The sequence below is a fragment of the Paraflavitalea sp. CAU 1676 genome (assembly GCF_029223285.1).
GTDB lineage: Bacteria > Bacteroidota > Bacteroidia > Chitinophagales > Chitinophagaceae > Paraflavitalea.
On sequence record NZ_JARHUJ010000012.1, the window covers coordinates 21,897 to 35,017 of the forward strand.

Sequence of the window (13,121 nt, forward strand, 5' to 3'; positions counted from 1 at the left end):
ATTATCTCCGATTGAATTTTTTAGATAGTTTATCGCCTGCAAACTGGATAGCAAATACCAAGGCTACCAGCAGGATCAGTACGGTGTTCATGATGAAGGCATCATACCCGATGTAGCCATATTGATAACCGATCTGGCCCAGACCACCTGCGCCTACCGCGCCTCCCATGGCCGAGTAGCCGACCAGGGTGATCAGGGTGATGGTGGCATTGTTGATCAAAGATGGTAGCGCCTCGGGCATTAGTACTTTGGTAACTATTTGCAAGGGGCTAGCTCCCATGGCTTTCACCGATTCTATGAGGCCGTATGGTACTTCCAGGAGGCTGTTTTCCACCAGCCTTGCTATAAAGGGGGCTGCGCCGATGCTCAGGGGTACCAGTGCGGCCCGCATGCCAATGGAGGTGCCAACGATGCTGCGGGTGAAAGGGATCATCCAAACGATGAGGATGATGAATGGGATGGACCGGAATACATTGATTACGCCAGAAAGTATGCGATGGTACAGAGCGCTTTCCAGTAGCTGGCCTTTCCTGGTAAGGAATAACGCGATGCCTGCTGGTAGCCCCAGTACAAAGCCGAAAAAGGCTGCCGCGAAGGTCATGAATATGGTTTCCCACAGTCCGCCCAGCAATAATGAAATGGTGTTGTTGTCAAACATATCCCTTGATGATGTTTTTAATGTTACGCTGGTTGAAATACTGAATGGCCTTGTCGTTATCGGGCTTTGTGCCCTGTAAGTGCAGCAGCAGCTTGCCGACGGTCGATGGTCCTACGTTTTCGATATCGGCCTTCACCAGTTTATGCGGTACGCGCAATTGATTGTATACGGTGTCGATCAATTCATCGAAGGAGATATTGCCGGTTAATTCCAGTTCAACGAGCGGTGTATACCCGTTGGCCTCCTGCGGTTGCAGTTGCGAGAACAGATCAGGCGGCACGGTCATGTTGCCGGTGTTCATAAACTGTTGCAGTATAGGATGCGGATTGTCGATCAGCAGTTGGGTCAGTGTTCCTTTGGCGACGAGTTTACCATGGTCGATGACGGCTACATGGTTGCAGATCGCTTTCAACACGTCCATTTCATGGGTGATCAACAGGATGGTGATCTTCAGTCGTTGGTTGATATCGCGCAACAGCTGCAGGATGGATTGCGTGGTGGCGGGGTCGAGGGCGCTGGTGGCTTCATCGCACAACAACAGCAGGGGATCATTGGCCAATGCACGTGCTATGGCTACGCGTTGTTTTTGTCCGCCCGAAAGGTTGGCGGGGTATTCACCGGCTTTATGTTCCAGGCCTACGATCTTCAGCAGTTCCTGCACTTTTCTTTCTATGGTGCCCCGGTCTGCTTTGTCGAGCTCCATCGGTAGCGCTACGTTGTCAAATACGGTGCGGGAAGCGAGGAGGTTGAAATGTTGAAAGATCATCCCGATCTTTTTACGATGTTGGGACAATTCTCTGTTGCTGAGCCTTGTGAGGTCGATGTCGTTGATCAGTATCTGTCCGCTATCCGGCCGCTCCAGCAGGTTTACGCAACGGATCAGGGTACTTTTTCCGGCGCCTGAGCTACCAATGATGCCTACGATATCGCCTTCGGCGATCTGCAGGTTAACATCATCCAGCGCTTTAAATGATTGATGCCGTTGCCGGAACGTTTTGGAGATATTCTTAATCTGGATCATTCAATAATTGTTCATAAAAGCAAAGTCCCCGGATTAATCCAGGGACTATAGGACGTGATAGTCTACTGCAAAAGTAGGGTAATATAGGCGATGGTCCAAATCTTCTACCGCTGCAAATTGTTAAAGTGATAGGGGGTGGTGGAGCTTAATACATGACCGCTTTGGGTTCCAATTGTTCTTCCAGGCCAAATACGCCGCCTTCGCGGCCAATACCCGATTGTTTGTAGCCTCCGAAAGGCGCCAGGGGATCGTGCTGGATGGAATTGATCGCCACGCGGCCTGCACGTAGCTGTGCTGCCACCCGCATAGCCCGTGGCTGGTCGGCAGAACTAACGTAAGCATGGAGGCCATAGATGGTGTCGTTGGCGATCTGGATGGCTTCCGCTTCGGTTTTGTAAGTAATGACCGACAGTACTGGGCCAAAGATCTCTTCCCGGGCGATGGTCATGTCGCTGGTGACGCCGGTAAAAATGGTTGGTTTCACAAAGTAACCAGCTGATAATCCATCGGGTCTTCCTTCGCCGCCGACCAGGAGTTCTGCTCCTTCCTGAATGCCTGCCTGTATGTAATGCTGAATGCGATCATATTGTTTGACGCTGGCCATGGGGCCGATGACGGTTGATTCATCGTTCGGGTCGCCCACCTTCATGGACTGTACAGTGCGCAGCAGCAGTGTTTTTACCTGGGGCAGGAATTGTTCCGGTACCAGCAGTCGCGATGCGGCTACACAGGCCTGTCCGCTGTTCTGAAAGGCGGCCTGTACGGCCATGGGGATGGCGGTTTCGAGGTCGGCATCGTCGAGGATGATATTGGCCGATTTGCCGCTGAGCTCGAGGGTGAGCCGTTTCATGGTGTCGATGGCGTTGCGGGCAATGATCTTGCCGACTGCGGTAGAGCCGGTGAAGGTGATCCTATCGATATCGGGGTGTGTAGACAGTATGGGACCCATTACATCGCCACGACCATTGATGACGTTGATAACGCCGGCGGGCAGGCCAGCCTGATCGAAGGCTTCTGTAAGCATTTGTGTTTGCAGGGCGCTCATTTCGCTGGGCTTGATCACGGTAGTGCAACCGGCCGCGATGGCGGCGGCCAGTTTAACACAGATGGAGCCTGCATTGGAGTTCCAGGCAGTCAGGATCGCGGTTACGCCTACCGGTTCCATCCGTACAGTTGTTTTGCCGGTGGTTCTTTCAAAAGCATAATCCTGCAAGATGCCTTTGAAGTCCAGGAATATCTGTGCTGCATAGCGGTTGGACCACAATGATCTTTGTACCGTGCCTCCATATTCCTCGATGGTAGCCTGTTTGAGGTCGTCTAAGCGGGCCATAATGGCATCGTGCAGTTGCTGAAGATATTGCATGCGTTGCTCGCGGGTGGTTTGTGCAAAAGTCGGGGATGCTTTTTTCGCGCTATCGATGGCGGCGAGGACATCCTGTTCATCGCCCAATACTACCTGACCAATTACCTTATTGTTAGCGGGATTTTCAATATCCATGCGTTGATGGCCGTGTGGTGTTACAAAATGTCCGTTGATATACACCTGATCTATCTGTTTCATTGCTGTGCTTTTTTAAGTGAACTATTTATCTTTTGTTGCTGATACAAAGTTCACCCAATTGCACCCTTGCAGCTTTGTTCTATAGCTCAATGTTACTTTGTTGGGCGGCTCAGGCTGGGGAAGTCCATTTGCCCGATTTTTTCAGGTATCTGATGGTGAGGTAGTATAAAAGGAGCAATGGCAGGATAGTTGCCAGTAACAGGTTTCGTTGTTGATCGTCGTTGTTGGTAAGCTGCGGATACCTAAAGAGCAGGATCAGCGTAATACCTGATAACCAAATGAATTGGGTATTGTATTCCTTGATCAACCATCGTTTCCAGTAAAATCGCATCGACCGAAAGGTAGCTACGATACCTACGAGGGAAGGTATCCACCTATTGACACGTTGGCAATAGTTATTAAAAGCGTCGCCGAATTTATTTTTCAGAAAGTTTTCTTCCGCCAGTACGATCGCCTGGTAAATGAATAGGAAAAAGGGTATCACAATTGCAACGTAGATCAGGGAATTGGATAGTATGCCTACGCCCAGTAACATCAGTATATTTCCAAGATAGAGTGGATTGCGGCAATGGCTAAAGATGCCTGTTGTAACCAGACTTTCAGCATATACCCGTCCATCCTTGCCGCCGCGTATGATATAAGCTAGCCCGATGGTAGCTCCCCTTATAACCTGTCCGGCAAGAGTGACCAGCAGTCCGATAGTAATGGGCCAATAGTAATATCGGCCTCCCAAAGCAGCCTCCGCGAAAATCGGTGGTGATGGAATAAAGAGTAACAGGTAAAGAAATATGAAAAGCAGGTTCCTGTACCGGAAAAAGAAGTTCCCAATGTTGATCATGGTGTTTTTTTTGCGATGATGCCGGCAAAATTGTACCACTTGAAAAATACCTCGCATTTACGGAAACCGGCTCTTTCCAATAAGGCTATATTCTCACTCACTTTATAGGGGATGAGTACGTTTTCAAGTGCCTCCCTTTTTTGAGCATTCTCCATGTCACTATAATGATGCCTTCTTTTCATCGCATAATAAAAGTCGATAAAGTCGCGGTTGAAATTGCTGTCCTCTGCCAGCACCTTTTCAACAATTATGATTACACCATCGGTAATCATGCCGTCGAATACCTGTTTCAACAAACGTTCCCGGTTAATGGGCCTAACAAACTGGAGTGTGAGACATAGTATGACTACAGAAGCCTGGTCAACCAGGACGGAGTGGTTCAGGTCTGCTACCTGGAGGGTATACTCATGATGGAAGGCTGCCTGCTGGAGTTTTGTGCGGCATTTATCGAGCATGGCCTGGGAATCGTCTATGCCTATAAAATGAACTTCCTGCCGGACTGCCTTCTCTGCCTGGATCATGGAGGTGCCGGTAGCGCATCCGAGGTCATAAATAAAGGTATGTTCCTGGGCGTGTTTGGCTGCCAGTTCTCCGATCATCCTTTGGATCTCTCCATATAAAGGAACGGAACGGTTAACCATGTCGTCAAAAACGCCGGCAACGGTAGGGGTAAACTGAAAATCGAACGGTTTAGGGACATGTACTTTGAAATACTCGTCCTTGTCCATAAGTGTCGGTAATGTTTGTTAGGTCTGTAGAGCAGTATACGACCCATTTCTAAAGAAATTCTGAATTTCCGGAGCTAAGTGGCTTTTATGAGTATTATTTGGGCAACTGTGTGTAATCCTCTACATACTGGGGGTAGTACGTGTTGGTGAACAGGGGGGGCGGCTATAGAAAGTTCCTTTGCCGGATAGCCAGAAAAAATGCCTCTCTGTAAACCTCCCCGATGGGAATACCTTTCCTTTGTATGAACAGTTGTCCTTTTTCAATTGAACTAATCTTGTCAAAAGCTACTAAATAGGATTTGTGCACCCTGATAAATCGGCCGGGCGGAAGGGATTCTTCCGTTTTTTTGAATGTTTGAAGGGTAATGATTTTTCCATGCTGGGTATGAATGGCAATGTACTCCCGGAGTCCTTCAATATACAGTATGTCATCAATTGCAACCTGTACTATTTTCTGTCCGGTTTTTACGAATATCGTTTGTGGACTGAAGTCAACCTTCTTGACGGGTATCTCAATTCGTGTCTCCGGTGCGATCAATTCTTTCGCTTTACCTATCGATTGTAAGAATCGTTCGAAAGAAACCGGCTTTAGCAGATAGTCAACGGCATCCAACTCAAACCCGTTCAACGCATATTGGGGGTAGGCTGTGGTGAAGATCACTTTACAACGGTTTTTCAGCAATTGGGAAAGCTGCAAGCCATTGATCTCTGTCATCTGAATATCCAGGAAGGCGAGATCAACGTGGTCTTTCGTAACAACAGACAGTGCCTCGATAGGACTTGAGTAGGTGCCGACGAGTTTCAGGAACGGTGTTTTTCTGATATAGTCTTCCATCAGTTCCAGGGGGAGCGGCTCATCGTCAACGACTATACATCTAATAATATCCATCTTAAAGGAGTTGCAGTATTAATTGAACGCTGTAGTGATCGGCTTGTTTTTCAATATTTACCCCTGGCGATCCCGGGTACAGGATATTGATACGACGTTTTACATTGGCCAGTCCGACCCCATGGCCTCCATCTTTAACATGGCTGTTCATCCTGTTGCTGGTGAATAAATGCAGCCTGCCTTCGGCTATTGTTAACCGGATCAAAGCCGGATCGGTTTTGTCGTTGATCACTCCGTGTTTGAAGATGTTCTCGACAAACGGGATCAGTAGCATGGGTGGGAGCAGGTATTTCTCCGGATTTCCGGTAATGGTGAAATCCAGCGCCATGCTTCCTTTTACCCGCAGTTGTTCAAGGGCTATCAACTGCGCGATATAATCGAGTTCTTTTTGCAGGGGAACCTTTTCCGAATTGCTTTCATATAGCATGTATTGCATCATGCCGGATAGTTTCATGACCGCATCGGCTGTTTTTTCGGAGCGTTGGTAGGCAAGGGTGTAGATATTGTTGAGGGTATTAAACAAAAAGTGCGGGTTGATTTGAGAACGTAAAAAAGAAAGTTCGGTTTTGAGATGTTGGTTTTCTTTTTGCTCGCTCAGCCGTTCATGCCGGAACCAATCGACTGTAAACCGGTAGAGGGTGCTGGCCAGCAGAAAAATTCCACAGAAAATAAGGCTTCGTGTAAAGGTGTTGAGGATGATCAGCCGGGGACGCTGGTACTGATATGCGTTAAAAAGATAGTTGACCAGCAAAAAGAGCAAGGTGTACAACGCAATGAGCGCCAGCCAGGCCAATAACAAGGAGACGATGCGCTTATTACGGGCCCACAATGGAATAATAATGATCAGATTGATATAGAAAGTTCCGAGGTAAAGGAGATAGGCTGTTGCCACATACGGTACGGGTTGTGTAACCCCGAATTTTATTAACGGTGTCAGCAGGAGCGCCATGGTGAGCGTCCAGCAGAAGATATGACCGATGATAAAGCTTTGCCGGGGTGTCATGCTTAAAATTAGTCAAAATATTAAGGGCTGCGCAGCCGGTTTCAACAAACCGGCTTGTAGACTCAACCAACAGGCCTGCAACGGGTCATGGCCTCATTTACCTGGTTTCGTATCCTTTGCCTCGGTGCTTGGTTGAAAAAGCTTGCAGGTGGTTTTCGCGATGCTCAATTTTACGGTTCAATAAATGCCTTGGCAATGTATGCACCGATAGTTAGCATTCAACAATTATCTCATCATTTTGGCGCACAGACCGTGCTGGACAATATTTCACTGACTGTTCCTGCAGGTTGTATTTACGGTTTGCTGGGACCGAACGGCGCCGGTAAAACGACAACGCTACGTTTGCTGCTAGGTTTGATCCGACGGCAAAGTGGCCATGTGCATCTGTTTGGCCAGGATATTTCCCATAACCGGCTTCCGCTATTGCGGCAAACGGGTTCGCTGATCGAGCATCCCTCTCTTTATCTTCATCTTACGGCCCGGGAAAATCTTGAGATTTACCGGCTTGCGTATCAATGTGAGAAAAAGCGAATCGGGGAAGTACTGGATACGGTGCAGCTGGTTGATGCTGGTAAGAAGAAGGTAAAGCGTTTTTCACTGGGTATGCGTCAGCGGCTGGCTATTGCCATTGCGCTCTTACCGGACCCTCCTTTGTTAATACTGGATGAGCCATCGAATGGGCTTGATCCTATTGGTATGCTGGAAATGCGCAATCTTTTGCTGAAGCTCCATGCCCACCATGCCAAAACCGTGATCGTTTCGAGCCACCTGTTGCCCGAGGTGGAGAAGATCGCAACCAGGCTGGCGATCATACACCAGGGAAAGGTATTGTTTGAAGGCAGTTTGCCCGAACTGCACGAGCTCAATCAAGGACATGCCGATCTTGAAAGCCTATTTATGGACATCATCGTTAAACATATATGAACCTGACATTTTTATATAACACGAAAGCTGAACTCCTCAAAACGAGAAGGACATCCATAGCCTGGCTGACGGTGCTGGCGGCGGCATTTATGCCTGCCATCAATTGTGTGATCCTTTTGAACCGGCCGGATATCTTTGGCTCCAAGCTGACTGTAGTACCCTGGACGGTGTTTCTCCATATGTGCTGGAAAAACACGGCGGCCATTTTATTGCCGTTGTATGTGATACTGCTGAACAATGCCATTGCGCAGATCGAGTTCCGTAACCATGGCTGGAAGCAGGTGTATGCCCTGCCGCGCCGGTATGCTGATATATTCTTTTCGAAGTTCCTGGTAGTCGTGGTATTCCTTTTTTTATTTATGATCCTTTCAAACGTTTTTGTTCTTGCCTCGGGGTATATCGCCGGATGGCTCAATCCTGTTTATCTTTTTTCGACGCATGCAGTTCCGGTTGGCAATATACTTTGGCTTAGCGGGCGTATCGGCCTTGGTGTACTTGGTGTATTGGCGATCCAGTATTGGCTTAGTATCCGGTTCAGTAACTACATCATTCCGCTGGCTACGGGTATTGGGTTGCTGGTAGCAGGATTGGTGTTGATGGATTGGGATAAGATCATTTACTTTCCTTATGTGTATTCGATCTTTCTGTTCTTTTCGGATGCACCGGACAGGGCCGGAACTTTGATGCCCCTGGTTACTTATGCTGTGATTGCTTTTATGATCTTTTTAGCCATAGGTTTTGCAGAGGTGTATCATCGCAGGGAAAAGGGGTGAATCACGTGCGATTGTATGGCAAAAGTGACCCGCCGGTGTAATACTTACACTCAATTTACCGTCATTTCACTGTTGTCATCCGCCTGGGGCTGGTTGTAATTTCAGCGATCAACCTTATAGTCATGGAAAGTATAATGATCACTCCCATTTCTCCCGAATTGTTAACTGCCGAGCCAGGCATTCCAATGCCACCGGAATTAGAACTAACAGACCGCATCAGTCCGCAAGCGGAATTGCCAACGCCTATGAGCGCAGCGGAATTGAATGAAAGGGTACATCTCTCACTGGATTGGATCGGTGGGCATGGTACCACTTTCAGCGGCACTTTGCCAGCTAGTGTTTCTCACCGGCAATTTCAAACTGTACCAACGTACGACCAGGATAGCCGCGGCACCTGCTGGGCCTTTGCGGGCTGTTCGGCACTGGAAGCTGCTTATGCCCGGAAGGGCGTACACGAAAAACTTTCAGAACATTACCTGGTATCACTTGTAAGAGCCTGGAGCAATCAGCAGGGGCCTCCAAGAACATCGCTGGTTGGGTTTCAGGGATCTGCCGATGTTATTCACCACCTTAGTCATATATCGGTTCCCCTTAGCCGGCATGTACCTTATATTGATGCGGCACCCTTACAGGTTCTTGCTAATTCAATTCCTCAAACAGGTGGGGTGTTGACGCCAACACATGGATCTGGTACGCAAAGGCAATCTGACTGGTTCGAATTCGATCTGCGCAATGTTCCGTTGATGGGCCGGTGGTTTGCTCAATATGGGGTAGCCAATTTCGGTATTCTGCGAAACTATTCCAATGATGACCTCAAAAGAACGCTGGCTGCCGGTTACGACGTAGTGGTCGATACGCCGGGACACACTTTTTTGATCTATGGATATGATGACAACAGGCGTGTTTTCCTGATCAAGAATTCGCAGACTGTAAACAGCCCGTTTGAGACCATCCAATATGAGAATGAAACCAGGTTCCCTTTATCACGTGGTGCGGCCTATTACATTACAGAAACAAGGCCGGTAGGCACCCAATGGGAGGCCATGTGGGTGGGACGTTGGGAAACCGATCATGATGGTTGGCGGGGCGTATTGTCCATCCGTTGTTTTACGAACCTGATGGTGGAAGCGTCCGGTACGGATGCCGGACGTCAGATAGACCTGGGTACCTGGTATGGCGAGGATGGCCGTGAGTTGAATGTGCATGGCCATTATGCCGAAGGTGGCCGGGGACTTATTTGCCAGATCGGTGGTCAGCCATTTGAGCTCTATCTCCACGCCCGCGATCCCTACCGTGCGGCGGGCAGGTGTTGGTGGAATAATAAGCCATTTGGTGTGGTGCTCTCACGTGGCAACATAACCGGCGCCGGTTCCGGCTTTAGCCGGGCAGAAACGGAAGGCATTTGGGACCTGGTGCACGATGGATGGAGAGGACAGTTAAGGATCGGCGTTGACCCCTGGTATGTGCAGGCGTCGGACGGTATTATGCGCAGGGCCTGGATGGATGCTCCAGCTGTTCCCCATGTCGTGAACACCCATATAGATTTTGGTGCCGGAAATACGAATCAACGATTTGAGCTGGCCGTTCATACCCGGGAAGATGGTCTTTTAGGAGGTATCACCTGGTGGAACAACAAGCCTTTCCCAGTGGAAGGCAGGATGGCACAAAACATATACGCCATTACGCGGCAGGGTACGCTGAACTGGTACCGTAATGTAGGTAGAGCGTGGCTGGATGGTAACTGGGAGGGGCCGAAGCCAGTTGGAGAAGGCTGGCAGCATTTTAAACACGTATTTGGCGGCGGGGATGGTGTTGTCTATGCCGTTAACCAGGAAAACAACCTGGTATGGTATTTCCACGATGGGAGAAATAAGGGAATCTTTGATTGGCAGGGCGCCAAACCAGTCGGTTACAACTGGAGCGGATTTAACATGTTATTTGCCGGTGATGGCGGCGTGATCTATGGTATTAAACCCAACGGAGAATTGGTTTGGTACCGGCATCACGGCCGGCGTGACGGTACTTTTAACTGGAGTGGCCCACTTACGGTAGGCTATGGCTGGACCAGCTTTCGTACCGTTTCGGCTGGGCCGGATGGTTGCCTGTACGGGTTGTTGCCCAATGGTGACCTTCTCTGGTACCGGCATTATGGTTACGATCATGGATTTCCCATTTGGCATGGCCCGATTAAAGTGAACAGTGGCTGGAACCATATCGACCAGTTCTGGTGCGTCGGCAATGGCTTTATATACGGCCGCGGCACAAATGGTGTGCTGTTTTTGTGGCGGCACCATGGATTTCTTACGGGGGAGCGCAGCTGGACGCGTATGCAGCCGGTGGGCCAGGGATGGAGCACTGATGCTGCCTTTAAGATCTTTACCACCTGATAAAAGCGCTACCGATGAATGGCCGGTTTTCGACACAGATTTACCTAAACGGGCAGGTTTTTTTGTTCAAAATGGTGGCGTTGGCGGCTTGGTGGTGTCTTGCTGGCAGGGATAGGCATCATGCACAAGTTATTACCCATCATTTTGTTGTTATCGCTAAGAGCGCCAGCCGTAATGGCGCAGGCCGATGAGCCGCCGTACACGTTTGGATTTGTTCCGGCATCGATTGCTGAAGTAGACCTTTCATTCAATTTATACAAAAAATGGCATTTGAGCGGCCAGACAGATGTGCAGGTGGTGACCCAGGGCTCCTATACAGAACACAATCCATTTGCGTATGTACAGCGATTTGTGGTGCGACCGTGGATCATTTACTCCGGCCTGGAACGGGTGAAGATCTATCTCGGCTATGCACGCAATCAAAAGTACGCGGTCGATAAAGCCGGCAACTACGAAACGCTGGAACGCCGGTTGATCGTGATGGGCGCTTATTCGCAAAATATGCCCAAAGGGACCATGTTTGAACAGGTTCGTTTTGAAGTGAAATTTTTCGACGATAGAAACGGCGTTGCCCGGACCGTTCCGCGCCTCCGGGCCCGGTATGGCATTAATCATTACCTTAAGCAAAAGAAGGAAAGGCCTTTCTTCATTGCGCCCAATATGTCTTACTACGCCGAACTGATGCTGAAGTTTCCCTCCAAAGAATATGCAAAGGAACGCTTCGATATATTCCGTCAGTCGGTTTACTACAGCGCCGGCATTACCCAAAACTTTCACATCATGGCGGGCGTCATAGCGCAAATGCAGCTGCGTACCAATGGTAAGCAGTTTGATATCTATTACGGACCGATCATGGCGCTGAAATACAATTTTCATCACAAAGGGCGGGAGACCTTCGATCATGTGGATGGCGGGGCCGACTAGATGTTCAGGCAATGGCAGTGAGAACCCGACCACGGTTTTTGCATCCGGATGCGCATATCGTTTCACTGAATCTGCGGTTTAAGTAGTCCGCGACAAGAGAATATTGATCGCTTCCCATTCGTTTACCCTGTTAACCACCAGTTTGAGAATGGCGAGAAAGGGTATGAAAAGGATCATCCCCGAAATACCCCAAAGCAGACCACCGGCTACGATCGCTACGAGGGTTGCCCAGGTACTTACGTTCAATTGCGCAGCCACTACTTTCGGGAAGATGAGGTTGGCTTCAAGATATTGAACCACGGCAAAGATTGCAATCACCCCTATCGGGTACCATACGGAATCTTTGGTAAGCCAGGCAACCGATATCGGAAGCAATGCACTAACTATAATGCCTACGTAAGGTATAATGGTCATGATGGCCGTGAGCATGCCGAAGAGTATGGCATGTGGGATTCCTAACGCCAGGAGGCCGATACTGTTGAGTATGCCAACGATGACATAGACCTTTATCATACCTTTTATGAATCCATAATAAGTGTGGATCACTTCGTTCAGTAATTGAGGTAGTTGATCCTTATAGCTTTCTCCGGCAATGCTTTTCAGGAATGCCAGGAATGTACTCCTGTTGTATAAGAACAATGCAGCGTATACCGGGATCAGGAAAAATGAAATGATGGTGGTGGTTGTAGCACTTACGGAATTGCCAGCCAACCGGACGATATTTCCCTGGGCCCCTGCGATCGACTGCTGCCACCAGCTTTCCTGCTGATCGGTTGTAAGATGAAGTCGTGTGCCAATGGCCTTGCGAAGGTCCTGCAAGGCGGGTGTAAGCTTGTCAAGCAGGTCGGGCAGGTCTTTGAGAAAGACATTCAATTGAAGTGCCAGCAGTGCCAGTAATGCCAGGAACAATACGATCACCCCGCCAAGACTCACCCCGATGGCCAGGTTGCGGGGCCAGCCACGAATTTCCAGCTTTCTGCATACAGGATACAGGACGATGGCTACCAACAAGCCATAACTCATCGGCACCAGCAACGGTTTGCCGAAATAGGCAACCACCAGCAACAGGATGATTCCCTGTAAGGTTAACCAGTTATTAGCTGTGACGAGTTTGGGTAAGCTACGCATAGGCTGTTTCTTGTTAAAATTGACGGGTTGCCCTTTGCAGTCCCCGGGGCAGCCTGATACTATTCAAGGTACATATCGCCCGGGCCTTTTGCGAAGAACCTGCATCAGGGTTGTGCATGATAGAGGTCATTAAAGGAGAGGGAGCATATCATAGGCTTTTGCCTGGAGTAAGGGTAAATTTGAATAAAATGACCTATGCGAAAGATACTCATGGCCCTTGATGGGGCTGATCTCTGTAAGGAGAGCCTGGTATTCGGTATTTACCTTTCGCGCCTCACGCATTCGGG

Annotated in this window: 12 protein-coding genes; 4 read left to right on the forward strand and 8 right to left on the reverse strand. The window is 49.1% G+C overall.

Annotated features, from left to right (window positions below):
• Nucleotide 1 precedes the first annotated feature (1 nt).
• From metI to P2H89_RS32350, 7 genes are all read right to left on the reverse strand, one after another.
• Nucleotides 2-658 (reverse strand): methionine ABC transporter permease MetI, encoded by a 657-nt coding sequence (gene metI / locus P2H89_RS32320; protein WP_275835107.1) that lies wholly within the window; start codon nt 656-658, stop codon nt 2-4.
• On the reverse strand, nt 651-1,679 hold the full coding sequence (locus tag P2H89_RS32325) for an ATP-binding cassette domain-containing protein (RefSeq protein ID WP_275835109.1): 1,029 nt from the start codon (nt 1,677-1,679) through the stop codon (nt 651-653). The genes metI and P2H89_RS32325 overlap by 8 nt, the downstream gene beginning before the upstream one ends.
• A gap of 145 nt (nt 1,680-1,824) precedes the next feature.
• On the reverse strand, nt 1,825-3,240 hold the full coding sequence (locus tag P2H89_RS32330) for an aldehyde dehydrogenase family protein (protein WP_275835111.1): 1,416 nt from the start codon (nt 3,238-3,240) through the stop codon (nt 1,825-1,827).
• Between the two features lie 109 nt (nt 3,241-3,349).
• Entirely contained in the window at nt 3,350-4,078 is a 729-nt protein-coding gene (locus P2H89_RS32335; RefSeq protein WP_275835113.1) for an isoprenylcysteine carboxylmethyltransferase family protein, read from the reverse strand.
• Nucleotides 4,075-4,806, reverse strand: a complete 732-nt coding sequence (gene cmoA / locus P2H89_RS32340) for a carboxy-S-adenosyl-L-methionine synthase CmoA (protein WP_275835115.1) — start codon at nt 4,804-4,806, stop codon at nt 4,075-4,077. The genes P2H89_RS32335 and cmoA overlap by 4 nt, the downstream gene beginning before the upstream one ends.
• 163 nt (nt 4,807-4,969) lie before the next feature.
• On the reverse strand, nt 4,970-5,695 hold the full coding sequence (locus P2H89_RS32345) for a LytTR family DNA-binding domain-containing protein (RefSeq protein ID WP_275835117.1): 726 nt from the start codon (nt 5,693-5,695) through the stop codon (nt 4,970-4,972).
• 1 nt (nt 5,696) lies between these two features.
• On the reverse strand, nt 5,697-6,698 hold the full coding sequence (locus P2H89_RS32350) for a histidine kinase (protein ID WP_275835119.1): 1,002 nt from the start codon (nt 6,696-6,698) through the stop codon (nt 5,697-5,699).
• 195 nt (nt 6,699-6,893) lie between these two features.
• On the opposite strand from P2H89_RS32350, the gene P2H89_RS32355 reads away from it, so the two are divergent.
• The 4 genes from P2H89_RS32355 to P2H89_RS32370 all read left to right on the forward strand — a co-directional run bounded on the left by P2H89_RS32355 (nt 6,894) and on the right by P2H89_RS32370 (nt 11,706).
• Nucleotides 6,894-7,622 carry an ATP-binding cassette domain-containing protein gene (locus P2H89_RS32355; RefSeq protein WP_275835121.1) on the forward strand — a complete coding sequence of 243 codons (729 nt, stop codon included), beginning with the start codon at nt 6,894-6,896 and terminating at the stop codon, nt 7,620-7,622.
• A complete protein-coding gene (locus tag P2H89_RS32360; protein WP_275835123.1) occupies nt 7,619-8,395 on the forward strand; it encodes an ABC transporter permease in 777 nt (258 codons plus the stop codon). The genes P2H89_RS32355 and P2H89_RS32360 overlap by 4 nt, the downstream gene beginning before the upstream one ends.
• Nucleotides 8,396-8,517: 122 nt before the next feature.
• The gene (locus P2H89_RS32365; RefSeq protein ID WP_275835125.1) at nt 8,518-10,782 is read left to right on the forward strand and encodes a tachylectin-related carbohydrate-binding protein; all 2,265 of its coding nucleotides are present in this window, start codon (nt 8,518-8,520) and stop codon (nt 10,780-10,782) included.
• Nucleotides 10,783-10,902: 120 nt separating this feature from the next.
• Nucleotides 10,903-11,706, forward strand: coding sequence for a DUF2490 domain-containing protein (locus P2H89_RS32370; protein ID WP_275835128.1), 804 nt, complete (start codon nt 10,903-10,905; stop codon nt 11,704-11,706).
• A 78-nt stretch (nt 11,707-11,784) separates the two neighbouring features.
• Here P2H89_RS32370 and P2H89_RS32375 read toward each other — a convergent pair whose 3' ends face one another.
• Complete coding sequence (locus P2H89_RS32375; protein ID WP_275835130.1) at nt 11,785-12,834, reverse strand: AI-2E family transporter; 1,050 nt, start codon at nt 12,832-12,834, stop codon at nt 11,785-11,787.
• Nucleotides 12,835-13,121: the final 287 nt, after the last annotated feature.